At 38.9% G+C, this 26767-nt stretch carries 23 protein-coding genes and 1 pseudogene; 5 read left to right on the plus strand and 19 right to left on the minus strand.

The genetic code is table 11. The features are described 5' to 3' along the window. The first annotated feature begins 305 nt into the window (after positions 1-305). Positions 306-1556, plus strand: a complete 1251-nt coding sequence (locus tag C7K43_RS07920) for an IS110 family RNA-guided transposase (protein WP_124006380.1) — start codon at positions 306-308, stop codon at positions 1554-1556. A gap of 231 nt (positions 1557-1787) precedes the next feature. Then, positions 1788-3215 (plus strand): aminotransferase-like domain-containing protein, encoded by a 1428-nt coding sequence (locus tag C7K43_RS07925; RefSeq protein ID WP_371859847.1) that lies wholly within the window; start codon positions 1788-1790, stop codon positions 3213-3215. A gap of 164 nt (positions 3216-3379) precedes the next feature. On the opposite strand, the gene celB is transcribed toward C7K43_RS07925, so the two are convergent. The 6 genes and pseudogenes from celB to C7K43_RS07955 all read right to left on the minus strand — a co-directional run bounded on the left by celB (position 3380) and on the right by C7K43_RS07955 (position 9421). Then, the gene (celB, locus tag C7K43_RS07930) at positions 3380-4732 is read right to left on the minus strand and encodes a PTS cellobiose transporter subunit IIC (protein WP_124006381.1); all 1353 of its coding nucleotides are present in this window, start codon (positions 4730-4732) and stop codon (positions 3380-3382) included. A gap of 15 nt (positions 4733-4747) precedes the next feature. Then, complete coding sequence (locus C7K43_RS07935) at positions 4748-5263, minus strand: hypothetical protein (protein ID WP_124006382.1); 516 nt, start codon at positions 5261-5263, stop codon at positions 4748-4750. Between the two features lie 21 nt (positions 5264-5284). Further along, positions 5285-5599, minus strand: a complete 315-nt coding sequence (locus C7K43_RS07940; protein ID WP_124006383.1) for a PTS cellobiose transporter subunit IIA — start codon at positions 5597-5599, stop codon at positions 5285-5287. A 21-nt stretch (positions 5600-5620) separates the two neighbouring features. Beyond that, positions 5621-7630 (minus strand): BglG family transcription antiterminator, encoded by a 2010-nt coding sequence (locus tag C7K43_RS07945; RefSeq protein ID WP_124006384.1) that lies wholly within the window; start codon positions 7628-7630, stop codon positions 5621-5623. A 15-nt stretch (positions 7631-7645) separates the two neighbouring features. After that, the gene (locus C7K43_RS07950) at positions 7646-7960 is read right to left on the minus strand and encodes a PTS cellobiose transporter subunit IIB (protein WP_124006385.1); all 315 of its coding nucleotides are present in this window, start codon (positions 7958-7960) and stop codon (positions 7646-7648) included. 22 nt (positions 7961-7982) lie between these two features. After that, positions 7983-9421, minus strand: a pseudogene (locus tag C7K43_RS07955) (6-phospho-beta-glucosidase). A 545-nt stretch (positions 9422-9966) separates the two neighbouring features. On the opposite strand from C7K43_RS07955, the gene C7K43_RS07960 reads away from it, so the two are divergent. Next, positions 9967-11277 carry an ISL3 family transposase gene (locus tag C7K43_RS07960; protein WP_124005169.1) on the plus strand — a complete coding sequence of 437 codons (1311 nt, stop codon included), beginning with the start codon at positions 9967-9969 and terminating at the stop codon, positions 11275-11277. 68 nt (positions 11278-11345) lie between these two features. Here the strand turns inward: C7K43_RS07960 and tuf are convergent, their stop codons facing one another. The 4 genes from tuf to rpsL all read right to left on the minus strand — a co-directional run bounded on the left by tuf (position 11346) and on the right by rpsL (position 15776). Next, positions 11346-12536 carry an elongation factor Tu gene (tuf, locus tag C7K43_RS07965; RefSeq protein WP_124006386.1) on the minus strand — a complete coding sequence of 397 codons (1191 nt, stop codon included), beginning with the start codon at positions 12534-12536 and terminating at the stop codon, positions 11346-11348. Between the two features lie 148 nt (positions 12537-12684). Continuing rightward, entirely contained in the window at positions 12685-14769 is a 2085-nt protein-coding gene (fusA, locus tag C7K43_RS07970) for an elongation factor G (RefSeq protein WP_124006387.1), read from the minus strand. Positions 14770-14842: 73 nt separating this feature from the next. Next, positions 14843-15313, minus strand: coding sequence for a 30S ribosomal protein S7 (gene rpsG, locus C7K43_RS07975; RefSeq protein ID WP_124006388.1), 471 nt, complete (start codon positions 15311-15313; stop codon positions 14843-14845). 49 nt (positions 15314-15362) lie between these two features. Continuing rightward, positions 15363-15776: a 30S ribosomal protein S12 gene (gene rpsL, locus C7K43_RS07980; RefSeq protein ID WP_124006389.1), complete on the minus strand. Its 414-nt coding sequence runs from the start codon at positions 15774-15776 to the stop codon at positions 15363-15365. A 297-nt stretch (positions 15777-16073) separates the two neighbouring features. Between rpsL and rpiA the strand changes: the two genes are divergently transcribed. Both rpiA and gpmA read left to right on the plus strand, forming a co-directional pair. Then, on the plus strand, positions 16074-16748 hold the full coding sequence (gene rpiA / locus C7K43_RS07985) for a ribose-5-phosphate isomerase RpiA (RefSeq protein ID WP_124006390.1): 675 nt from the start codon (positions 16074-16076) through the stop codon (positions 16746-16748). 168 nt (positions 16749-16916) lie between these two features. Further along, a complete protein-coding gene (gene gpmA / locus C7K43_RS07990; protein WP_124006391.1) occupies positions 16917-17585 on the plus strand; it encodes a 2,3-diphosphoglycerate-dependent phosphoglycerate mutase in 669 nt (222 codons plus the stop codon). Positions 17586-17649: 64 nt separating this feature from the next. Here gpmA and C7K43_RS07995 read toward each other — a convergent pair whose 3' ends face one another. From C7K43_RS07995 to cdd, 9 genes are all read right to left on the minus strand, one after another. Further along, positions 17650-18840, minus strand: coding sequence for an iron-containing alcohol dehydrogenase (locus C7K43_RS07995; protein WP_124006392.1), 1191 nt, complete (start codon positions 18838-18840; stop codon positions 17650-17652). A gap of 306 nt (positions 18841-19146) precedes the next feature. Next, positions 19147-19512 carry a hypothetical protein gene (locus tag C7K43_RS08000; protein WP_124006393.1) on the minus strand — a complete coding sequence of 122 codons (366 nt, stop codon included), beginning with the start codon at positions 19510-19512 and terminating at the stop codon, positions 19147-19149. 242 nt (positions 19513-19754) lie between these two features. Beyond that, positions 19755-20459 (minus strand): purine-nucleoside phosphorylase, encoded by a 705-nt coding sequence (deoD, locus tag C7K43_RS08005; RefSeq protein WP_124006394.1) that lies wholly within the window; start codon positions 20457-20459, stop codon positions 19755-19757. Positions 20460-20470: 11 nt separating this feature from the next. Continuing rightward, positions 20471-21289 carry a purine-nucleoside phosphorylase gene (locus C7K43_RS08010; protein WP_124006395.1) on the minus strand — a complete coding sequence of 273 codons (819 nt, stop codon included), beginning with the start codon at positions 21287-21289 and terminating at the stop codon, positions 20471-20473. Positions 21290-21390: 101 nt separating this feature from the next. Beyond that, positions 21391-22347, minus strand: coding sequence for an ABC transporter permease (locus tag C7K43_RS08015; RefSeq protein ID WP_124006396.1), 957 nt, complete (start codon positions 22345-22347; stop codon positions 21391-21393). Further along, positions 22347-23480 (minus strand): ABC transporter permease, encoded by a 1134-nt coding sequence (locus C7K43_RS08020; RefSeq protein WP_124006397.1) that lies wholly within the window; start codon positions 23478-23480, stop codon positions 22347-22349. Before C7K43_RS08020 ends, C7K43_RS08015 begins: the two co-directional genes overlap by 1 nt. After that, positions 23473-25011 carry an ABC transporter ATP-binding protein gene (locus C7K43_RS08025; protein WP_268827416.1) on the minus strand — a complete coding sequence of 513 codons (1539 nt, stop codon included), beginning with the start codon at positions 25009-25011 and terminating at the stop codon, positions 23473-23475. Before C7K43_RS08025 ends, C7K43_RS08020 begins: the two co-directional genes overlap by 8 nt. 216 nt (positions 25012-25227) lie before the next feature. After that, positions 25228-26298, minus strand: a complete 1071-nt coding sequence (locus C7K43_RS08030) for a BMP family lipoprotein (RefSeq protein ID WP_124006399.1) — start codon at positions 26296-26298, stop codon at positions 25228-25230. A gap of 60 nt (positions 26299-26358) precedes the next feature. After that, a complete protein-coding gene (gene cdd / locus C7K43_RS08035; RefSeq protein ID WP_124006400.1) occupies positions 26359-26757 on the minus strand; it encodes a cytidine deaminase in 399 nt (132 codons plus the stop codon). Positions 26758-26767: the final 10 nt, after the last annotated feature.

A 26767-nucleotide genomic window follows, 5' to 3' on the forward strand; every position in this document is an offset into this window, starting at 1 on the left:
TGTTTCGATATTGTGTGGTTCCTGAGATATAATTGTCAGTGGAAAGGATCCACATGGGATTGTGCTATCACCTCCTGTAGTTCGTCTACGCATTTAAGCATGCAACCCAGACCGTTGTTATCATTACCAACACACTATCTGTTTCGACATTCGGGCAGGCATACCTTGAGTAGAAGGTTTGAAAGCAGCTCCTGCCTCTTGTCACTATATTCTCATAAACGAGGTTGTGATTACACAACGTGTATCTTGGGAAGCCCACAGTATCGAAGCATTTTCCTAATTTTTTTGAAAGGAGGTCCTTCCCCGTGAAATTATTTGTAGGTATAGACGTTAGCTCGGAAAAACTAGATACATGTTATCTAACCGACGAAATGGTGGTGCTGTTAAATCACACCTATGGCAACGACACCCAAGGCGCCTGGGAACTAAAAGAACAGGTACTCGCCTTTTACGAAACGTATTCGTTTGACCAAATCGTCATTGGTATGGAATCTACCTCCATGTATAGTTATCATCCAGCGGTAAATTTCCACCAGGATGAACAGCTTCAAGCGATTCATGCCATTACAACGATTGAAAATCCACATCGAATCAAACAATATATCAAAATGTTTGATGAGGATAAAACGGATCCGATCGACGCGTTCATGATTGCCGACTACTTACGGATTCAACGCTATACGAATTCACCTATCAAAGAAGAAAAATATATGGCGCTTCAACGATTGACTCGCACGCGTTATCAATTCGTACGGCAATTAGTTGAAGTCAAACAACATTTTATCGAAAACCTTTCGTATAAATGCAATACCTTAAAAAAGGAATTGCGTGAAGCTGAAGGGTCTACGACCGTTTTTAGTGCCGCAATCATGGAACTTTTTACCCAAGATTTATCCTTAGACGACTTAGCGAACCTGCCTTTGAAAGATTTTGCCGAATGGCTTCAAACGAAAGGGCGCGGTCGCTTTAAAGATCCCGAAGGGTTGGCAAAAACGATCCAACGGGCCATCCGTAGTTCTTACCGGCTTGATCAAGTCGTGAGCGAATCGGTCGACATGATCTTAGGCATCCTTGTGCGTGAAATTCGTTCCTTGGAAAAAGCCATTAAAGACTGTGACCAAGGGATCGAAGATCTCGTTCAAACGGTGCCCGAATACCAATGTTTAACCAGTATTCCCGGTGTAGGTCCCGTTTATGCCGCTGGCTTATTAGCTGAAATCGGTCAAATCCAACGTTTTCCCGATCAAGCTAGTTTAGCCAAATATGCTGGTCTCACTTGGCCCAGACATCAGTCAGGCCGTCATGAAGCCGAGGACACACCATTAACGAAAAAAGGCAATCGCTATTTCCGTTACTACTTAATTGAAGCTGCCAATTCTGTAAGACGACATTTGCCCGAATACCAAGCCTTTTATCGTAAGAAATATCAAGAAACGCCGAAACATCAGCACAAAAGAGCCATCGTTTTAACTGCAAGAAAATTTGTGCGTTTGGTGGATACGCTACTACGTAACCACCAACTCTATACGCCACCTAGGAGCGTGATAGAAAAATAACATTATTGTTATTTTGCGCATTTCTTAGGAAACGACCTGTGAAAACGCTTGATTTGCGCAGGCCTAGTTCAGCGAGCCCATTTTCAAGTTTAAAAACAGAAATGATTTCAATTTTTATCTTGACTCTTTACCACTATGCTTACATTAATTTCGTTTAATCTTGAGTATACGCATCTTCTCACTTGACGAAAACAGCCAATTGGACTATTTTTAACTCATCCAATTAAGAAGGTGATTGTTATCTGGACTATTGATAAAACAAAAAAAGAACCGCTCTATCAGCAATTGCTACACCAAATCATTGCCAGTATCCAACAAGGCGAGTTAGCTCCGGGCGAACGCTTACCCGCTGAACGAAAACTTGCGGAAATTCTGCAAGTCAATCGTTCAACAGTGGTGCATACTTTCGAAGAATTGACCAGTCTGGGCTGGGTTGAACGCCGACAAGGCAGTGGCACTCTTGTGGCACAAGGACAATGGGGCAATCGACAACCAGCCATTTATCAATGGCGTTCATTATTTTCTAGCCCTTTATTAAAAGAAGATCCCTACCTTACCCAGTTAAAAAATCAAAAAGTGGCTAAAGACGGGCTGGATCTTTACACCGGAGATTTAAGCAGCGACTTGATTCCTGATTTTAAATTTCCCACTATGACTTGGGACCAAATCATGCACGAAGAAAAACAAATAACTCCGACAGGTTATAAGCCATTAAAAGAACTGATTTTTCAACATTTTTTTCAAGGTATCCCACAAAAAGAACAGGATATTTTAATTACGGCGGGGTCAACCCAAGGAATTTTTTGGCTTATTCAGGTTTTATTAAACCCAGGAGACACCATCGCTACAGAAGATCCTTCTTTTTTATTTTCGTTGCCTTTATTTGCTGCAAGAGGAATTCACTTAAAAGGAATCAAACAAGATCAAGCAGGAATTGATTGCCAAGCTTTGGAAGAGTCAATCCAAAAAAAGAAAATAAAATTATTATATCTTAATCCAAATTATCAAAACCCAACTGGACGTACAATGACACTGCAACGCCGCAAAGAGATCATTCATATTTGTCAAAAACACCATTTGCCTATTATTGAAGATGACGTTTTTAGTGAATTAGGTTTTGGTCAATCTATCGCATCTTTAAAGTCTCTTGCACCCGATCAAGTGATTTATTTAGGTTCACTATCCAAAATTTTTAGTTCTTCTATAAAAGTGGGTTGGCTTGTTGCACCAAAACCGTTAATTAAAAGCTTGGTCAACGCCAAAAAAATTATGGAAAATGAGACGGATTTACTACCGCAACTTTTAGCTACTGCAGCTTTATCGCAACAAACTTATAAAAAACAACAGCAGCAATTAACTGAAAAACTACAAGATAGAAGTCAGGCTTTTTCTGATACTTTACAGCCTTTTAAAAAAGATTGGCAGTTTTCTCCAGTTGATGGTGGACTTTACTACTGGTTGACTTGGCAACAACGAAAACTAACTCGCAATGACTGGCAAGCTTTCTTACAAGAAGGATTGTTAGTTGCCCCCTCCTTTTTATTTAGTAATGACACCTCATCTATGAGGGTAAACTACACCCGCTTAGATAAAGAGAATCGAATGATTTTTAGTCAAAAACTGGCGTTGATTACAAAGAAGCTGAAAAAAAATAGTTAAAATAAAAACTTTAAATGGTGTTAAGCATGCTTACTTACCTAGGACAAGCTACTATTTTTATTACCCTCTCTTTTAATGAATGTTCCTCCAAAAAGCGCCGCAAGGATTAACTTTTACAATAATCCTTGCGGCGCTTTTTTAACTATCATTTCATTTACTAAAGTTTATTCAGCTTCCACTGCTTCTTGTTCTTGTCGTACAAGACGTGCATCGTAAGCTTTCACAAATGGATAATAAATAATAAAGGCTACAACAACACAGATAATCGCAACAACAGCTGCTCTCCAGTCTCCACCGCTGCCAACAAAAGCGCCAATTCCAACAGGCGATGGCCATGGCATTTGAGCAATGATCGGTCGAATCAATTCAAATTTTACCGCAAAATAAGCGATAGAGGCCGAAGCCATTGGTGCCAAGAAAAATGGTAGTGCTAGAAACGGGTTGTACATCAAAGGAACCCCGAAAATTAATGGTTCATTAATATTAAATAGCGAAGGAATAATCGCAGCTTTTCCAATAGCTTTTAATTGTTCTGATTTCGCCATATAAACAAAGTAGAAACATAAACCTAAAGTTGCACCAGAACCGCCGATAACTACATAAGCATTATTAAATTCTCCTGCTAACGGGATATTTTCTCCTGCTACGTTAGCTGCTAAATTACTCAATGTAATCGGAGTGATAAAAGAAAAGATAATGGTAGCTCCGTGAATCCCTACTAACCACAACGCATGGACTAAGAAATAGATTACCATTAATCCCAGCCAACTGTTAGTCAAATTCGTAACAAAACCAAATGGAATTTGGATCACTTGGAAAATATCTGTATCAAACAAGACCAACAAACCGTTAATAATAATTACAGTAAAAGCCACAACAAACGTGGGAATTAAAGCAGTAAAAGCATTAGCTACACCAGTTGGTACTTCTTCAGGCATTTTAATCGTCCAATGTTTGGCTACACATAACCGGTACAACTGAACAGCCACAATTGCCATAATGATTCCGGTAAAAATCCCCACTGTCCCTAAACGTTCCACACCGTCTTCGCCGATTTGCCAACCGTTGACGATATTAGCTTCGGAATCTGTCACCCGAGCTACCACGCCATTTTCAATCACTAACTGCGGAAGCGTCATAAAGAAAGCAAAAACAGACAAAAGAGCGCCATTAATAGGAGACAAATCCAAATCTTCTTCATTGGCTAAAATAGAGGTGTATTCATACCCTAAGACTATACAAAAATATAACGCTAAAGCTCCCATCGTTGTACTATTGGCCAGCATATATAGATCGCTGATTTTGAAAAAGGTGCTTTCAAAAAAGCCTTCTAAAAAAGGAAATGCTTCTGGCAATACATTTAATACTAAAAACATTGAACCAACAATAGTAAAGGGGATTGACGCCATTCCAGCAGCCATGATCGCTCGTACAATTTTAAATTGCGCTAGCTTGCCTAATGGTCCCATTAACCTTTTTTCTAAAAAATTGAATATTTTGCTATTATTTTGTTCCAAATTTATCACTCACTTTCAGCTAATTGATCTTTTATAATCTTTGATATATTGATACTGTTTGTCCTTTTTTTGTGAAATCCTACGAATACGACGTAGACAAATCCATGACAAACCGCTGCCTAGTAAAACAATTCCTATAATAAATAACCTAGTTTGGAAACTATCGATTAAAAATGGAAACATCTGATTAAAACCCAAATCAGTAACTGCGATAAGAAAAAGACAAGCGTTTACCATTGTTTGAAATAAGTGATAGTACCGATTAAAGTACAATTTCAATTCAACTTGATCACTTTTATCTCCGTACAACTTTACGTGTTCACTTACAGCAAATCCACAAACTACTAGTAAAAGAACCGAAATCATAAGAGCAAGATAACCCCCACTTAAAAACGATGCCAGTGCCCAATATAAATTAGCAAAAAAGAAAATCGCCAGTAGATACCGTAGCAATAAAAAACGCTGATAGTGAAAGTTTGTTTCTGCTGTTTCTTTTCTCAACTGCTCTTGTTTTGTTTTATCGTAGGACATAATAACCTCCTTCTTGCTTTTTTATCCTTGTCTTTTATATAATTCCAACATCTCTAAAGCAACTTCCCGCAGCGTCATGGTTGTCATTAAATGATCTTGGGCATGAACCATGATGACATCCATCACTACTGCTTCACCATTGGCATAATCTTGTAATAAACCAGTTTGGGCTTTATGTGCCTCTTTTAATGACTCATTTGATTCCTCTAATTTTTCTCTCCCCTCTGTAAATTTTCCCGCACGCATTAGCGGAAATGATTCATGAATAAGCGTGCGAGCATTTCCGCTGGACAAAATAATTTCAAAAGCAATTTCCTGTAATTTTTCCGACTCCACTTGAAAGTTCCTCTCTCTTTTTTAGATTTGATGACAAAATACTTCAATAAATTCTTGATAGGTTGAACAAGCGCTTAACGCTTGCCGAATTTGATCATTTTCAATGATCGGGATAAACAATTTGTTGACCTCTTCCATAGGAAATTTAAAGTAACGATCCGGGGAAGAAAGAAAAACCAGCTGAATTTCAGTATGATCTTGATCCCAAAAAATCCCCTTAGGCGCAACTGCTACAGCTACATGCGCGGACTCAGTTACGGCTTCGATGGGATGTGGTACAGCTAAATATTTTGAAAAGGCTACAGAATTGTATCGTTCACGCAATTGTAATTGTTGCCGCATTTTTTCTTTCATACTTTTAGGTTCAATCGCATCAATCTCAGTAATTAATTGCTCGATAACAGTTTCTTTTTGCATCGGCTGATCAAAATAAAGAAATAATTCAGGTTTAAAACATTGCTCGATCAATCGTTGGTTCGTTTGACTTCTAGGGGGAGTAAGGACAGGCCCTTTTTTGCTAAGTAAAATTTCTTGACCTTTTATTTTAGCCAACTCATGATTAATTGCTTGAATATCATCCTCACCTAAAAAGACGCTGACATGAACTATCGGAATGAGCGGCACACTTTGCGGCAGCGTAATTGAAGATACGATCAAATCTGCATTTTTTAACATATATTCAGAAATTTCATAATAGCCAATCACATGGTCAATCACTACTTTTGAGCCTAGCTCATGTTCAATTCGCATTTTTAATAATTGTGAACTGCCTAAACCAGTCGCACAAATAACAATAATATGTGCTTTTTGCTCGTTAAAATAACGTTCCATCGCCGCACTCAAGTGAATGGTCAAATAAGCCCATTCACTTTCAGTTACTTCATATTGTTGGAAAATAGCCATGTTGTTAAAATACTTAATTGTTAAAGCAAAAATATCTGGGTAATTTTGCTTAATTTCTGCCAACAATGGGTTTTCAATACTGGTATGATTTTGCAACCGAGTTAACAGCGGCGTAAAGTGCATCAATAATCCGTTGATTAAAACCGAATCTTGTTGAAAAGAAAATCCCGTTTCTGCATCTATTTCCTTTAAAGTGGCAATCAATTCCGCCCGAATTTCTGCCTCACTGTAATCCGCTGCTTTTAAGACACGGCGCGCAGCGCTTTTATTACGTAAATGTAATGAAATATAAGAGGCCTCTTCTACAGGAAATTTAACCTGCATATTCTTTTCAATTCGTTCAATAATTCGTTTAGCAGTCTGATACTCAACGGAGTCTTCAGCTACATCGAAGGCATTTGTCAATTCAATATTAAAGCCTGATTGCAGCCGCTTAATCGCTAAGCCGATATGAAGCACAATATTATAAATAATAAAGTCGGAAAGCTTTAGTTTTGATTCACGACATTCGTCTAACACAATAATGACGATTTCTTCAATTTGAATTTCTGCTAATAAGTCCGTATACATTGAAAACGTATATAAGTTATCATACAGACGATCCATGAAAAAATAATTCATAATAAAATGTCGTTTATTTTGTTCGTTACCAGCAACAAAGATCCCTGATTTGGGCTTACTATTTAATTCGAGTTCATACGGAGCAATCTTTTTTTTGATTTCTACAATATCATTGGAAATCGTCGAACGAGAAACAAATAATTCCTCCGCTAAGTCATCAACAAACACTTGGCTACGTTCAAAAAACAAACGGTTCAAAATAAAATATTGTCGGTCTTCTAATTCATGAATCGTTGAAATATCAGGATTAAAAGAAGCTTCTTTGACCTCTTTTTGGTAAAAAATATAGAACTTATCATCCTCTGTAATCCATAAACGGTAACCTTGCCCTTGTTTTGCTTCAATCATAGCGCCATATTTTTCGATCCGATCTGCTGCTTGGTGTAGATATTTGCGCGCTGTCCGATCAGAAGTATAAAGCCTAGAAGCTAATTCTTGGCTAGTTGTATAGGTATGTTGATTTTCATATAGAATTTTAATAATTGATCGTTCTTTGGCGTTCAACATGTTTGTTCCCACTCTTTAAATATTTTCTTCAACGACGCCTGCTAGTTTTTTGATCCCCATTGGAATAGGAACATAAGCTTGTGGCGGAATATTGACAATGGGTTTATTGACTTTATCTGCAGCCTTTTTCAAATTATCGAAATACATTTTTGTTTGAGGACTGACCAAATAAAGATCATATTTATCTTTTTCAATTGTTGTCGCACCTTGTGTAGCTGAAGTCGCATCTAACTCAATCTCTTTGCCTTGTTCAGTAAACAATTCAGTCGTTCTTTTAGCAATAACTGAGGAGGACATCCCTCCTGCACAGATAATTAACGCTTTTTTCATTATTTTTCACCCTTTTTATTTTTTATTTGTAGGATAAATCTTCACCATTTGTAGCAATGACTTGTTTATACCAATCAAAAGACTTTTTCTTTTTCCGTTCAAGCGTACCGTTGCCTTCATTGTCTTTATCTACGTAAATAAATCCATATCTTTTTTTCATTTCTCCGGTACCAGCAGAAACTAAATCAATACATCCCCAAGGGGTATACCCCATAAGCTCAATACCATCTTCATCGACTGCCCGGATCATTTGCTCAATATGTTTTGCTAAATAGTCAATACGGTAGTCATCAATAATTGAGCCATCTTCTTCAAACTCATCTTCTGCCCCAAATCCGTTTTCCACAATGAAAAGTGGTAAGTGATAATGATCTTGTAACCAATTTAACGAGTAGCGCAAACCTTCTGGATCAATTTGCCAACCCCAATCAGAAGCTTCAACATATTCATTACGAACAATGTCACTTTCTTCGCGATAATCAAACTGCGGATTGTCGTTTTTATATTCAATTGCTAAAGACATATAATAACTAAGGCCTATATAATCGACTGTTCCTTGCTGTAATTCTTGCAAATCCTCTTTTGTAACATCTAATGCAAAATTTTTGCGATCAAAGTAACGTTTCATGTAACCCGGATAAGAGCCATAACATGGACATCAGCAAAGAAATAACGTTTTTCCATCGCTTTTTGAGCCATTAAAACATCTGCTGGTTGGCAAGACGCAGGATAAATCGGACACATCGCAATCATACAGCCAATTTGGAGTTCTGGTGAAATTGCATGACCTAGTTGAACTGCTTTGGCGCTTGCAACCAGTTCATAATGTGCTGCTTGATACATAATTTGTTCCCGATCTTCTCCTGCTGCAAACTTCAGTCCAGAATTAGTAAACGGAGCAAAGTCATCATGATAGTTGGCTTGATTGTTAATTTCATTGAACGTCATCCAATATTTAACTTTATCTTTATAGCGACGAAAGCAAATATCCGCAAAACGTGTAAAGAATTCGATCATTTGTCGGTTTCGCCAACCGCCATATTCTTCAACTAAATGATAAGGCATTTCAAAATGAGATAAAGTGACTACCGGCTCAATACCATACTTCAAACACTCATCAAATAAGTCATCGTAAAATTGCAATCCGTCTTCATTAGGTGAATCTTCGTCTCCACGCGGAAAAATTCTGGTCCAAGCAATCGATGTCCGAAAACATTTAAAACCCATTTCCGCAAATAGAGCAATATCTTCCTTATAGTGATGATAAAAATCAATAGCTTCATGATTAGGATAATTTTTACCCGCAATCACTCCCTCAGTGATCTCTCTTGATACACCTGCTTGCGCTGCTGTCATTACATCAGCCACACTAGTTCCCTTACCATCAGTTTGCCAAGCCCCTTCTAGTTGATGGGCAGCAACGGCGCCACCCCAAAGAAACCCTTTTGGTAGTTTACTCATTATAGACCCCCTAAAAAATAATATAGTTTTTTAAATGATAACAATAGCAACCATTTTTCGTTTCATTATTATTACTTAAAGTTACCTTTAACTTCTAAATCCATTATAGATAAACCGCTTTCACGTTTGAATAGAGACTATTTCCTTAACGCTCCGGAAATAATTTAAAATTGAACATAAAGAAGTAAAGAATGAGGGGCGGTTTATGAATCTTTCCTTCAGTTACTTTGTCTGCGCGAATAACGAATTTCAACTTCATAAAAAAAGCTAGCAGAAAAAGTATCCAACACTCTTCCTACTAGCCTTAAAAGATTCATAACATAAAAAAACTTTCCAAAACGACTTAGCGTTTTGGAAAGTTTTCATTATCGTTCTAATCCGAACCGAATTATTTTGGCTCTATAATTTCTAGTGTTGGTAGACAAGAATGATTTTCTTGTAGCCCATACTAGTTTTTTTATATTTTCTGAGCAAAATAGAAAACAGACACCTTGAAAACCCGTAGAATAAAGGTACCAAACAAATATCCAAAGGAGTGTTTCAAGATGTCCATCTCTCATTATACTAAAGAAATCCTAGATATCCTAGACTTAAATCTGACTTTTGAAGAAGATTGTTTCCAAAAAGAAGCCATTAACGGCGTCATTTGTTTTGTCTTTTATGGTCAGCTTTCTTATCGTCCACAAGCCTGTTTTCACTGTGGCGAAGAAGATACGGCTTGTTTAATGAAATGGGGATTCAAGGAAGTGACGATTCAGCTTAACGATGTGAGTGAATACAAAACCTTACTTAAAATGAAGAAACAACGTTTTCGTTGTAAAACTTGCGGGAAAACTTCTATCGCCGAAACCAGTGTCGCGGACCGTCATTGTTCGATCGCTCGACGCGTCAAACTCGCCATTGCAGAAAAATTAGCTCAACCCTTGTCGATGTCAATGGTCGCCCGGTTGAAGCATGTTTCGCCGACGACAGTTTTACGTGTGCTGCATAGTTTTCAACCTAAACAGCTAACCCCCAATACTTCCTTACCGGAAGTACTTTGTTTTGATGAATTTCAATCGGTCAAACGAGTTTCTGGTGCCATGAGTTTTATTATGATGAATGGGAAAACGCGGCAACTCTTAGAGATTGTCGCTAATCGACAACTGCCTCATTTAGAAGCCTTTTTCGCTCGTTATCCTAGAGAGGAAAGAGCCAAGGTGCACTATGTCGTTTCGGATTTTTACAGTCCGTATGCTTCCTTAGTTAAAGCCCTTTTTCCTAATGCGCAGTTAGTCATTGATCGTTTCCATATGAGCCAACATATTGGGCGAGCTTTCCAACAACAACGGAAACAAGTGATGAACACCTTTAACCGTCGGCAAAAAGAATATAAGCACCTCAAAAAATATTGGAAACTTCTACAGAAAAAAGCTTGGGCACTGGATTACAAAAAACGATATTGGCGGCCTAGTTTTCGGGATCATTTAACCGAGCAAGAGATTGTCGACCGCTTATTAAGTTATCATTCCACGCTTAGACAAGGCTATAAAATCTATCAATCGTTCCTTTCTGCATTTCATAAGCAAGATATCGAACGTTTGGATCAATTATTAAAAACCGATTTGTCTCAGCTTCCTGACCCGTTTCAGCCCGTAGTCAAGACCTTTCGCAAGTATCGACAAGAGATCCGGCTGGCTTTAACGGTGCCTTACTCTAATGGTCCTTTAGAAGGTTTAAATAATCATATTAAAGTCCTAAAACGAGTCGCTTATGGTTTCCATAGCTTTGAGAACTTTCGGCAACGGATCTTTTTATACCGAGGAAAGTATTTCCAACCCGGACCCTTACCTATACAAACTAAAAAAAGCAGCTAGACCATAGCGCCTAACTGCTTCCTTTATTTATCGAGTTTTCTTTACCAACACCAGTTGACAAAGAGCCATTATTTTTCGATTTTAGCAACAACGCCTGAACCAACAGTACGTCCGCCTTCACGAATAGAGAAACGAGTTCCTTCTTCGATAGCGACTGGGTGAATTAATTCAACATCCATTGTTACGTTATCGCCTGGCATAACCATTTCAGTGCCTTCTGGCAATTCAATGACACCAGTGATATCAGTTGTACGGAAGTAGAATTGTGGACGATAGTTTGTGAAGAATGGAGTATGACGTCCACCTTCTTCTTTAGTCAAAACATAAACTTCAGCTGAGAACTTAGTATGTGGTGTAATTGAACCTGGTTTAGCTAATACTTGGCCACGTTCGATATCATCACGAGAAACACCACGTAATAAAGTACCGATGTTGTCACCAGCTTCAGCATAATCCAACAATTTACGGAACATTTCTACGCCAGTAACTGTTGTCTTCTTAACATTTTCATGGATACCAATGATATCCACTTCATCGCCGACTTTAATCGTTCCGCGTTCAACACGACCAGTAGCAACAGTACCACGGCCAGTGATTGAAAATACGTCTTCAATTGGCATCATGAATGCTTTGTCATGGTCACGTTCTGGAGTTGGGATATAATCGTCAACTGCGTCCATTAGGTCCATAATTTTTTGTTCGTAAGCTTCGTCGCCTTCTAAAGCTTTCAAAGCTGAACCAGAAATAACGGGTGTATCGTCACCTGGGAAGTCGTATTCAGTTAATAGATCACGAACTTCCATTTCAACTAATTCAAGCAATTCTTCATCGTCAACCATATCCATTTTGTTCAAGAATACTACGATGTAAGGCACACCAACGTTACGTGACAACAAGATGTGTTCACGAGTTTGTGGCATAGGGCCATCAGCTGCAGAAACTACCAAGATAGCGCCGTCCATTTGTGCAGCACCCGTGATCATGTTTTTAACATAGTCCGCGTGTCCTGGAGCGTCAATGTGAGCATAGTGGCGTTTTTCTGTTTCATATTCAACGTGAGAGGTATTAATTGTAATACCACGTTCTTTTTCTTCTGGAGCTCTGTCAATTGTGTCGTAACTTGAAGCTTCTGATGTGAAACCTCTTTTAGCTAAAACAGTTGTAATTGCAGCTGTTAATGTAGTTTTACCATGGTCAACGTGTCCGATAGTACCAATGTTAACATGTGGTTTAGAACGGTCATATTTTTCTTTTGCCATTTTTATTTGTTCCTCCTAAATTGCGTTTTTTATATTTGATAGGTAGAAAACCGCATGCGGTTTTCCGCCCATATCATTGTAATTAATTGTACACGAAATACGTCAAAAAATACAGTATTTGAAGCATTTCATTCAAGATTTATTAATTTTATTCAGCGTTACCGCCGTTTTTCTTAATAATCTCTGCTTGGATCGATTTTGGTACGTCTTCATAATGGTCAAATGTCATCATGAAAGTACCGCGACCTTGTGTTGATGAACGTAGTGTTGTTGCATAGCCAAACATTTCAGCTAGTGGTACAAACGCGTTTACGATTTGTGCGTTACCGTGAGCGTCCATTCCTTCAACACGACCTCTACGTGCAGTAACGTGACCCATGATATCTCCTAAATATTCTTCAGGAACAGTAATTGTTACTTTCATCATCGGTTCAAGGATGACTGGATCAGCTTTTTTCGCAGCTTCACGTAATGCCATTGAAGCAGCAATTCTAAAGGCTGTTTCGTTGGAATCGACATCATGGTAAGAACCATCATAAAGTGTAGCTTTGATATCAACTAATGGATAACCAGCTAACACACCGTTTTCCATCGAATCTTCCAATCCTTTTTGTACAGCAGGAATATATTCGCGTGGAACAACCCCACCGACGATCTTGTTCTCAAACTCGAAACCAGCGCCTTCTTCGTTTGGTGTAAATTCGACCCATACGTGACCGTATTGTCCTTTACCACCTGATTGGCGAATGAATTTCCCTTCAGCTTTGGTTGATGAACGGAAGGTTTCACGATAAGAAACTTGCGGTGCACCAATATTAGCGTCCACTTTAAATTCTTGTCTCATCCGATCGATAAGAACGTCTAATTGAAGTTCACCCATACCGGCAATAATTGTTTCGCCAGTTTCAACATTTGATTCTACTCTAAATGAAGGATCTTCTTCTGCAAGTTTTTGCAATGCAACACCCATTTTATCTTGGTCAGCTTTTGATCTAGGTTCAACAGCTACTTCAATTACCGGTTCAGGGAAATGAATAGTTTCCAAGATAACTGGATTTTTTTCATCGCAAAGCGTATCACCCGTTGTGGTATTTTTCAAACCAACAGCGGCTGCAATGTCACCAGAGTAAACTTTTTGAATTTCAGAACGAGTATTCGCATGCATTTGCAAAATACGTCCAATTCGTTCACGTGAATCTTTAGTGGCATTTAATACGTAAGAACCTGAATCCAACGTACCAGCATAGACACGGAAGAACGTTAAACGTCCAACATACGGGTCCGTCATAACTTTAAATGCTAGCGATGAAAATGGTTGATCATCATCAGCAGGATGTTCGGTTTCTTCGCCTGTCTTCGGATCGATCCCTTTAATTGGAGGAACGTCAATTGGAGAAGGCAGGTAGTCAATTACCGCATCCAACATCATTTGAACACCTTTGTTTTTAAAAGCAGAGCCACATAACACAGGGTAAAAGTCAACTGACAACGTTGCTTTACGGATTCCGACTTTTAATTCTTCCGGCGTAATTTCTTCGCCTTCCAAATATTTCATCATGATATCTTCATCAACGTCTGCGACAGCTTCAACTAATTTGTTGTGCCATTCTTCTGCTGTTTCTTTGTATTCATCTGGAATTTCAGTTTCATCAAAAGTTGTGCCTAAATCATCTTTGTAAAATTCGGCTTTCATCTTCACAAGATCGATGATTCCTTCAAAGTTGTCTTCAGCACCAATTGGTAATTGAATGGGTTGTGCGTTAGCTTGCAAACGGTCATGCAATGATTGGACTGAATACAAGTAATCTGCTCCAACTTTATCCATTTTATTACAGAATACAATACGAGGTACTTGATATTCTGTTGCTTGACGCCAAACTGTTTCAGTTTGGGGTTCAACGCCTGATTGTGCATCCAGTACGGTAACCGCACCATCTAGTACACGCAATGAACGTTGTACTTCAATTGTGAAGTCCACGTGTCCTGGAGTATCGATGATGTTTACACGATGGTCCTTCCAGTGTGCCGTAGTGGCAGCGGAAGTAATCGTGATACCACGATCTTGCTCTTGGCTCATCCAGTCCATTTGAGAAGCACCTTCGTGCGTTTCCCCAAGTTTATGGATACGACCTGTATAGTACAAGACACGTTCAGTTGTTGTCGTTTTACCAGCATCAACGTGTGCTACGATACCGATGTTACGAGTTTTTTCTAACGAAAATTCTCTTGCCATTTCTAGGTTGTTCTCCTCTCAACTTTTAACTTTTGCTATGGTTATACCTTTTACCAATAAAGAAGCGAGGGTCTTACCAGCGATAGTGAGCAAATGCTCGGTTTGATTCCGCCATTTTATGTGTATCTTCACGTTTTTTGACAGAACCGCCAGTATTATTAGCTGCGTCCATGATTTCTTTGGCTAAACGTTCTTCCATAGTGTGTTCTCCACGCAAGCGCGCATAATTTACCATCCAGCGAAGACCTAAAGTCGTACGACGTTCAGGGCGTACTTCAACTGGCACTTGGTAGTTAGAACCTCCTACACGGCGAGCTTTCACTTCTAAAACAGGCATGATGTTTTTCATTGCTTGTTCAAAAACATCTAATGGTTCATTGCCTGTCGTTTCTTTAATATTATCAAACGCATTATAAATGATATTTGATGCAACGCCGCGTTTACCATCAACCATTACACGGTTGATCAAGCGTGTTACTAATTTTGAATTATAAATAGGGTCTGGTAAAACATCACGTTTTGCTGCAGCACCTTTACGAGACATACGTATTTCCTCCTTTCAAAAATTCGTTTGTATTTAATTGCGATTAAAATTAAGATTTAGGCTTTTTCGTTCCATATTTCGAACGAGATTTTTTACGATCGTTTACACCAGCAGTATCTAGTGCACCACGTACAATATGGTAACGTACCCCTGGCAAGTCTTTTACACGACCACCGCGGATCAATACCACACTGTGTTCTTGTAAGTTATGACCAATACCTGGGATATAAGCTGTTACTTCAATCAAGTTTGACAAACGAACACGAGCGTATTTACGCAAAGCAGAGTTAGGTTTTTTAGGTGTCATTGTTCCGACACGCATTGCTACCCCACGTTTTTGCGGAGAATATACGGTAGTTTGTTGCTTTTTAAAACTGTTATATCCTTTATTCAATGCTGGTGAATCAGATTGTCCACTTCTAGTTTTACGAGGCTTACGTACTAATTGATTAATTGTAGGCATTTTGTTTCCCCCTCCCTTAATTTGCTTTATAGTTCCACACATCCAGGTGGTTCTTTTTTTGCGATAAAAAAGAATGCATCGTCTGCAAGCTTTCTCAGATGTACTTATACAGTCAGCATGTCCCATCAAAAAGACCTGTTTATAAAGCACCTTTGAAAGAATACCACGCATTACATAGCTTGTCAACATTTCCAGACAGCTTTTTCTATCTATTTTTATCAAACGCTATCATTTTTGTTTTTTACGCTATATAATATCAGTAACAGAACGTTTACTAACATTTTAGGAGTGATAATAGTGAGCTTAAAAGAAGATGTGGGAATTAAAGCAGCTAGTTATGTCAAAAACGGAATGACAGTAGGACTTGGTACCGGCTCAACCGCTTATTATATGATTAAAGAGATTGGTCGAAAAGTAAAAGAAGAAAATCTTAACGTGGTTGGCGTCCCTACTTCGTCTACTTCAAAAAAACAAGCAGAAGAAATGGGTATTCCCATTAAATCGATCGATGAAGTCGACAAAGTCGATGTCATTATCGATGGCGCCGACGAAATCAGCGCTGACTTTCAAGGCATGAAAGGTGGCGGCGCCGCTTTACTATTTGAAAAGATTGTCGCAACTTATACTGATCAAGTGATCTGGATCGTCGATGAATCAAAAATGGTGGATAAACTAGGCAAGTTCCCTCTGCCCGTCGAAGTTGTTCCTTACGGTCAGCAGCAACTATTTCAGTTATTTGCCAAAAAAGGATATAAACCAAGTTTTCGTATGGACCAAAAAGCAAAAAAAGTCACTGATAGCGGACACTCAATTATTGACCTTCACTTGGAACAAATCGATCATCCCGAACAATTAGCTAAGGAATTAGATGAAACGGTAGGCGTTATCGATCACGGCTTATTTTTGAATATGGTCAACACAGTGATCATTGGTAGACCAAGCGGGGCTGAAATTATTTCCGATATTCGCTAGAAAAACAGTACGTTGTCAATGTTTTAGAAAAATAACTAAATGTTTATTTTGTAATTATCCTGTTTTTTCAAGCAACCTTTTGATTGCAATGGAAAAAGCCAGTAAAAAAGTGTACAATGGTAGCGGAATGAAAGTTTCAGTAACTAAATGAACAAAGGAGATTTTTTTATGCCAAAACTAATTTTTGCACGTCACGGAAAAAGTGAATGGAATAAAGAAAACAAATTCACCGGCTGGGTAGATGTCGATTTAGCTCCAGAAGGTGTAGAAGAAGCACAAGATGCAGGGCGTAAAATCAAAGAAGCCGGCATTGAATTTGATGTTGCTTATACTTCTGTCTTAACTCGCGCAATTAAAACTTGCCACTATATTTTAGAAGAAGCTAATCAATTGTGGGTGCCCGAAGTAAAATCTTGGCGCTTAAACGAACGTCACTATGGCGCTTTACAAGGCTTAGATAAACAAGATACACGCGATAAATACGGGGACGAACAAGTCCACATTTGGCGTCGTTCTTATGATGTTTTGCCTCCATTAACCGATCCTAAAGCTGATCGCCGCTATGCTGATTTAGACCCAAGAACGATTCCTGGCGGAGAAAACTTGAAAGTAACTCTAGAACGGGCTCTACCATTCTGGGAAGATCAAATCGCTCCTGCTTTACGCGATGGAAAAACAGTTTTAGTTGCCGCACATGGGAATTCTTTACGTGCTTTAGCAAAACACATCGAAGGAATTTCTGACGATGATATTATGGACCTTGAAATTCCAACCGGAAAACCAAGTGTTTATGAACTAAATGATGATCTAACTGTCAAAGACAAATATTATCTATAAAATAACGTAAAAAAGATTCGCGGATTTATATTATCTGCGAATCTTTTTTTGTTTTATTGCAATTTTATACAAATGATGATTCTGACATACAAGCACGATAGATAGATGCGACATCTTCTTCATGTAATGGTACGAATCCTTGGTTCGAAATTGAACTATGAGCTACAGCACACTGAGCCATTTCTTCAAAATTTTCTTCCCTTTGGATACCTACCTCTGGCAACGTCATTGGAATACCACAAGAAGCAAAGAATTCATATAATTTTTGAATACCGACTTCTGCCGCTCTTTTAGGTTCTTCCTCTTCAACATCCCAGATTTCTTGGGCAAATCGTTGGAATTTAGGAATTGTATCTTCATCTAAAATATGAGCCATCCATCGCGGTGTAATCATAGCAAGCCCTACTCCATGAGTAATATCGTAAAATGCACTCAATTCATGTTCCATTGCGTGACATGACCAGGAACCTTTTTTCCCTTTACCAATCAAGCCATTTAAAGCTAATGTACTGGCCCACATCAAATTAGCTCTAGCAGTATAATCATCTGGTTTTTCTAAAGCAATCGGTAAATACTTGATTACCGTTTTCATCAAACCTTCTGCAATCTCATCTTGTACTTCAGTGCCCGGTGTTGCATTAAAATAGTTTTCCATCAAATGACTGAGAATATCCGCTGAACCAGCAGCAGTTTGATACGAATTAACACTAAACGTATTCGTAGGGTCAAGAAATGACACTTTGGGCAGCAAGCTTTCTCCATGCACTCCTAATTTTATTTGTGCGTCCATATTGGAAATAACACAAGTACCATTCATCTCACTACCTGTAGCTGCTAAGGTAAGAACCGTCACGATTGGCAATGCAGGTCCTGTATAATTTTTTGGTAAAACAAAATTTTCCCACAAGTCGCCTGAAACGAATACACTTGCTGCAATCGCCTTACTACAGTCAATAACCGATCCACCACCTACAGGCAGAACTACATCAATTGCGTTTTGTTTACACAATTGAACTCCTTGTTGCACCGTTTCAATTCTAGGATTAGGATCCACGCCAGCTAATTCAACGATGTTGTTATCATTTCGATTAAACTGTTCGTATAATTTATCATATAAACCGCTTTTTTTGATACTACCGCCGCCATAGACTAACAACACGTTCTTGCCAAAAGCATTTAAAACTTGAGGTAATTCATCCAGCCGATCTTTGCCAAAGCGAATGTCTGTCGTTACATGAAAATCAAAATTTTCCATGAAAAACCCTCCTTTTCTTTTATTATCGCTAGAATTCTATTTAAAGTCAAAAATTGAACAAGTAGGGTATATGTCAGACAATCCAAAATCGCAGAAAAAAAGACAGAGAATAAAACGTTAATTTGGTATGATTGAAGAGATAACAGGGGCTATTTCTTTAATTTTATCCCCATGATGTAAAATAGGACTTTCTTTCCACTAGATCTGTGTTAATAAAAAGGATAAGAAAAAGAACCATCTATACCTATTAAAAAGGAATATAGATAGTTCTCTGTTATTCTAGCAATTGCCAAAAAAAATCACGTATTATTTCGCTAAACTTCCTAATTTCTCTAGCAATTCTTTTTGTGCATTCTGTATACCAACCGCTAATGTCTTTACAGCCAGTTTGATTTTAGTCCCGTTCGTCGTCACAACGACTTTTTTTACCACAGCTCCGCTAATTTTAATCGCGTCTATACTGCTTATGGGAATTGTATCGACATTTTTTACTTCCATATTCATATCCAACTGGATAAGTTTTAGCTCGTTATCATCCACCAAAACAGCATACATTTTGGGAATGGGAATTGTTAATAATTTGTGCTCATCTGCATAGCCAACAATACTTTGAGCATTGCCGTGCTTTTCTTTCACACTATCTAAATCTGTTTGTTTTATTACCCATCTCATAATTTCATTCCTCCTTTTTATTTATATTAGCGTAAAACTAACAAAAAATGAATTGAATAGCTCAAATATGGACTATTATATAGACCTTTATTGACTTTTAAAAAAAGCAGCATAGAAAAAGAGTCATTTGCCATTATGTTATTTATTAGCAATAATAAAAACAGATAAGAAATCCCCATAAATAGAAAATTTCTTACCTGTTTTATTCATCAAAGGCAAAGCCCTTGAAATCATTCTATTTTCTAACTCAAAGCTGTATCCAAACCAACTTTAATCATCTCATCAAAAGTAGTTTGTCTTTCAAGCGCAGTGGTTTCTTCACCAGTAATTATATGATCACTAACGGTACAAATCGCTAAGGTTTGAACATCAAATTTTGCCCCTAGATAATATAAAGCGGCTGCTTCCATTTCAACGCCTTTAATCCCCAGTTTTGCAAGTTGAAAGGTTTCAGTCATATCCTCTTTATAAAATGTATCTTCAGATAAAATATTACCTACATGTGTAGTAAATCCTTGGCTTTCTGCAATTTCATAGGCCGTCTTTAATAAATTAAAATCAGCAATCGGCGCATAATGAAAATGTTGAAAATGTTTTTGAATCATCGCAGAACTTGTAACCGCCCCTTGAGCTAAAATAAGTTCTCTAACATGGACATCCTCAGAAAGTGCGCCACAAGTTCCTACGCGTACTAATCGTTTTACCCCATATGATTCAATCAATTCTTGGGCATAAATTGTAGCTGAAGGCATGCCCATGCCGGTTCCTTGTACCGAAACCCGTTCTCCATTATAAACTCCTGTATAGCCTAACATCCCCCGAACTTGATTATAGCAAACAGGGTCTTCTAGAAAAGTTTCAGCAATATACTTCGCTCGCAGCGGATCGCCAGGGAGTAATATTTTATCAGCAATATCCCCAGGTTTTGCTTCAATATGAACGCTCATGTTATTCCTCCTTATAATGCCTTGAGTGTTTCTTTTACTAATGTTTTAAAATCAACTTTTACTCGTTCTGTGGTTTCTACTACTTCTTTATGGTTCAAATTTTTCTGCATACCAGCAGCCAAGTTGGTAATACAAGATATTCCCAACACATTTAAACCACAGTGGCTTGCGACAATCACTTCAGGAACTGTCGACATTCCTACCGCATCCGCGCCAGCAATACGGGCAAAACGAACTTCTGCCGGTGTTTCATAAGTAGGACCGGAAAATCCCATGTAAACTCCTTCTCTTAAGGCAATGCCTTGTTTTTCAGCCACCGCTTGAGCAGTTTGGCGATAAGATAAACGATAGGCTTCACTCATATCTGGAAAACGCGGCCCTAGCTCTTCATTATTTGGACCAAATAATGGATTACTCCCCATAAAGTTAATATGGTCATTAATTAACATTAAGTTCCCTGCTTCAAAGTCTGTATTTACGCCGCCAGCTGCGTTAGTTACAATTAAAGAATGAGCCTTTAACGCAGCCATTACACGTACAGGATAAGTGACTGTCTGCATCGAATAGCCTTCATAATAATGGAAACGCCCTTGCATAGCTAACACTTTTTTTCCTTCTAATGTGCCATAGACCAGCTGACCTGCATGACCGCTAACAGTAGAGACTGGAAAATGCGGAATCTGATCATACGTGATTACTTGTGGATCTTCAATTTCCTCAGCCAGCTCACCTAAACCTGAACCTAAAATCAGCCCAAACTCGACAGCATCTACACCTTTACTTTTAATGAAATCAGTCGTTTCTTTTAGTTTTTCTTGTAACGAATTCATCTACTTCCTCCTATATTATAAATCATTTATTTTACTTACTTTCACAAAAAAAGGACGGCACTAATAAGAGTTCCCTTAAGCCCCGCCCTATTCCAAACTATTTATTTAGATTTAACATAATTTTTTCCACTTGCTTGTGGGCCTGAGGAACGTCCCAGGAATAAAACAAGCACGATGATCGTTAATAGATATGGCGCGATTTGTAAAAGCACAGGCGGGATGGAAGAAATAACTGGCAGCTGCGCCCCGATAATACTTAAACTTTGTGCAAAGCCAAAGAAGATCGCTGCTCCCATAGCACCTAGTGGATTCCATTTACCAAAAATCATCGCAGCCAGTGAAATATAACCTTGTCCTACAATTGTCCCCGCTGAAAAGTTACCGGAAATGGATTGGGCGAAAATTGCGCCGCCCATACCGCCTAAAAGACCGGAAAGCAGGACACCCGAATAACGGAATAAATATACATTAACGCCCAAAGTATCTGCTGCTTGCGGGTGTTCTCCGACTGAACGTAGGCGTAAACCAAAGCGTGTTTTCGAAATAACATACCAAGCAACAATCGCAATACCAATAGCTAAATAAGCTGGTAAGAAGGTGTTTTTAAAGAAAATATCACCAATAATCGGAATATCTTCTAATCCAGGAAAAGAAAAGTAGCCTAAGTTACTATCAATATTATCCGTTTGCCCTTTACCATACCAAACTTTGATTAAAAAGACTCCAAGCGCCGGCGCCATTAAGTTAACTACTGTACCACTAATAATATGGTCGGCTCGGAAACTAACGGTTGCTACTGCGTGCAGCAAAGAAAATAACATACCCACTAAGCCACCAACAATAATTCCAATCCATGGGGTCCAACCACCGAATCTTCCAGCACTTTCCAGGTTAAACACGATTCCGCTGAAAGCGCCCATAACCATGATCCCTTCTAGCCCTACGTTTACAATCCCACTTCGTTCAGAAAACGTACCACCTAATGCAGTAAGGATCAAAGGGGTCGAATAAACCAAAGCAGATGTTAAAATTAAGGATATTAAACCTACTGTCGACATTACAGGCCGCCTCCTTTACCGTCTTGTTTACCTGATGTGGATTCAAGATTTTGAACCACTTCTTCTTTTCTTTTATCTGGCATGATTTTAGCAAGCAGTACACGCATAATATAACTAATTGCTACAAAGAAGATAATCAACGCGATAACAACATTGACAATTTCAAACGGTACACCTGCACCTGTTTGCATGCCCAAACCACCAATTTGTAAAACGCTGAATAACAGCGCTGAAAGTAAAATACCAATCGATGAGCCAGCCCCTAATAGTGAGACGGCTAAACCATCAAAACCAATTGACAAGGACTCTGTCTGAACAAAAAAGTTTTGGTAAGTTCCCAGCCCTTCTACTACACCACCTAAACCAGCAAATGTACCAGAAAGCACCATTGATAAAATAATGGTTCGCTTACTACTCATTCCAGCGTATTCCGAAGCATTAGGGCTCAATCCCACAGCGCGTATTTCATAGCCAAGAGTAGTCTTTTTCATAATAAACCAAACCAACACTAAGCCTATCAAAGCTAAAAACAGCCCTGCGTTCACTCGTGAACCGCCGAAAAAGCGCGAGAGTCCTTCCATATTCAAACTAGCGTTCTCTGTAATCCGATTAGATGAGTCCAAACTGGAACGAAAACTTTCTGGCATAACATCTTGTAAAATAAAAGTGCTTAAATACAAAACAACATAATTCATCATAATTGTTACAATCACTTCACTGGTACCAAAATAAGCTCGTAAAAATCCTGGAACCGCTGCTGCCAATGCACCTGCTAAGGCTCCGGCAATAATGCAAAGTGGCAATAAAACAACTTTGGGTAAATCAGGAAAGACTAAAGCAAACGAAACACTCGCTAGCCAGCCACATAAAGCTTGCCCAGACAGCCCAATGTTGAAAAAACCAGCCGAATTGGCTATCGAAAAACCTAGTGCAGTGAAAATTAAAGGAGTTGCTTGCCGTAATGTTTCACCAATACTTCTTAGGTTCCCCAAGGAAGCATTCAACATCGACTGATAACCGATCACTGGATTAAATCCAAAAACAGCCATAAGGATTGCGCCAATAATCAATCCTAAAATTACTGATAGAACGGGTACTAAAATACTACGAATTCTTGCGTTACGATCATTCATTGGCTGTTACCTCCTGTTGAGCAAGTTCTTTTCTCGCTTTTTCTAAAGAAGAACCGGCCATTAATAATCCAAGCTCTTGTTCAGAAGTTTCTTCTGGTTTTACTACGCCAACGATTTTTCCATCATAAATGACTGCAATTCGATCAGATACATTCAAAATTTCGTCTAATTCAAAGCTAACTAACAATACCGCTTTATCATTATCTCTTTGGTTAATCAAACGTTTATGAATAAATTCAATGGCGCCCACATCTAAACCGCGAGTCGGATTGGCAACCACTAAAAGATCTGGATCACGGCTGACCTCGCGTGCAACGACAGCTTTTTGCTGGTTCCCACCAGATAACGATCTAGCTGCAACCACTTCATTTACCGTCCGTACATCATACTCTTTAATCAGTGTTCGTGCGTGTTCATTAATGCTGTTATAATCTAACACGCCATTTTTACTAAAAGGATTCAAGTAATAATTCTGCAAAACAAGGTTCTCAGCTATCGTCATGTCTAAGATCAAACCGTATTTGTGCCGATCTTCTGGCACATGACCTACACCACTTTCAGTAATTTTTCTAGGACGTAAATTTGTAATATCAGCATCATTCAGTTGAACAGTCCCGCTTTCTGCTTTGCGCAGTCCTGTCAAAGCTTGGACCAATTCAGATTGCCCATTACCATCAATTCCTGCAATCCCTACTATCTCGCCGGCATGTACGTCTAAATCAAGACCCTTAACTGCCGCAACGCCGCGATTTTCGTTCACAACTAAATCCTTGATGGATAAAACAGTTTGTTTGGGATTCGCTTTTTCCTTATCCGTCTTAAATACAACGGAACGTCCCACCATCATATCCGCTAAATCTTGCGATGAAACGTCTTTAACAGTCACCGTTCCAATCCCTTGACCTCGTCGAATAACAGTACATTCATCGGCTACTGATTTGATTTCATCTAATTTATGTGTGATTAAAATAATCGATTTACCTTCTTTTACTAATCCTCGCATAATCTCGATTAATTCATTGATTTCTTGGGGCGTCAACACCGCAGTCGGTTCATCAAAAATTAACACATCTGCACCGCGGTACAACGTTTTTAAGATTTCTACCCGTTGTTGCATCCCTACTGAAATGTCGCGCACATAAGCATCCGGATCGACCCGCAACCCGTAACGCTTGGAGACTTCCGCAATTTCTTGCCGTGCTTTTTTCCGGTCAATTTTTCCTAAATGGCTAGGTTCATTGCCTAAAATAATATTTTCAGTCACCGTAAATGCATCTACTAACATAAAATGTTGGTGGACCATGCCGATTCCTAACTGCTTGGCTGTGTTCGGACCCGCAATTGTTACTTCTTTGCCATCGATAAGGATTTTTCCAGATGTAGGCTCTAATAACCCTGACAGCATATTCATCAATGTTGATTTGCCCGCGCCATTTTCACCTAACAGCGCATGAATTTCGCCTTTTTTTAACCGCAAATTTACCCGATCATTTGCCTTAAAGAGCCCGAACTCTTTTGTAATATCGCGCATTTCTACGACAAACTGTTCTTCTGACACATTTTTCACATCCCTCTGAAGTAATTCTGAAACAAACAATCGTATAACAATAACTCACTAATAGAGAGTTTTTCTCTCAACAAAAAGAGGAAAAGACAACATTTATGTTATTTTCCTCTACCTTTATTGAAAGAAAAAATCAATTCGTCATCGCCGGAGAGGATCCGGCGATAAACGAATCCATTATTTTTATGGAGCTTCAGGAACTTCTACTTCACCATTTATAACGTCTTCTCTAGCTTCTTCGACCGCATCTTTAGCTTCATCTGATAAATAACCGTCAGTCAAACCAACACCGTCTTCTTCTAATCCGTATTCTAAATGTTCGCCGCCAGGAAAGTCATCATCTGCTGATCTTTGCGCTAAGTCTTGCACAACAGTACCTACACCTTTTAAGGTAGAAGTCAAAGTAAAGTTATCTTCTTCTCCGTCTTTGGTATAATCTCCTTCATCTTCTTGGTCACGATCCACGCCGATAACCCAAACTTTATCGTCTTCTGATTCATTACGTGATTTCGCTTCTTGGAACACGCCATTTCCGGTAGCGCCTGACGCATGGAAAATGATATCTGCATCTTGAGAGTACATCCCTTGAGCGATCGAACGTCCTCTATCAGGTGCAGAGAAATCGCCTGCGTATTGGTTTAATACTTCAATATCTTTGTCTAATTTTTCAGCGCCATCTTCTACGCCTTTGGTAAAGCCAGCATCAAAACGATCAATAACTTCGCCTTCTACACCGCCCACAAAACCAACTTTATCTGTTTCTGTAGTATAAGCTGCAGCAATTCCAGCTAAGTAAGAAGCTTCGTGGTCTTTAAACGTTGCAGAAACCACATTGTCGCCTTCTACAATGTCATCAACAATGACAAAATTATTATCTGGATTATTTTGTGATTGCTCTTCAATCGCCGGTTGTAATTTATAGCCAATCCCAAAAATTGTCTGGAAACCAGCATTTAGCGCTTGATCAATATTTGGAATATAATCTGATTCATTTCCTGATTGGAAATATTGATAACCATCGTTTCCGCGTTCTAAATTATTTTCTTCGCCCCAAGCTTCTAAGCCTTCCCAAGCGGATTGGTTAAATGAACGGTCATCCACACCGCCAGTATCGGTAATTAAAGCTGCTGGTGCACTAGCGCTATCGCCGTCACCGCCGCCATCACCTGAACCTCCGCCGTTGCCACATGCACCTAATAATAAGGCGCTAAGCATCGCTATGGTACCAAACCCAAATAATTTCGCTTTTTTCATTTCTTGTAAAGCCTCCTAATAATTTTTTTAATTTAAACAGCTTTTAACCGTTTGAATCCATTATAAGTCTTGCCCTGTGAATGAATATGGCAGCAATTGTTCCACCGTCATTTCTTTTATAACACCTTTATCACCAACCAACGTTACTGGCATGTCAGGTGTAAAAAACTCTGCCATCACTTGTCGACATGCACCACATGGAGAAATTGGTTGTGATGTCTTACCAGCCACAACTAAGTGTGCAAAATCCCGCTCGCCTTCAGATATAGCCTTAAATATGGCAGTACGTTCCGCACAATTACTTAACCCAAAGGACGCATTCTCAATATTAACGCCTTGATACGTTTTTCCTTGTTTCGTTATCAAACATGCACCTACGGGAAAATGCGAGTAAGGAACATAAGCTTTTTTCAACGCCGCTTGTGCGATTAATAACCACTCTTTTTTTGCCTGTGCCATCTTTCACCTC

Origin of the sequence: Tetragenococcus koreensis, assembly GCF_003795145.1 — a bacterium.
GTDB lineage: Bacteria > Bacillota > Bacilli > Lactobacillales > Enterococcaceae > Tetragenococcus > Tetragenococcus koreensis.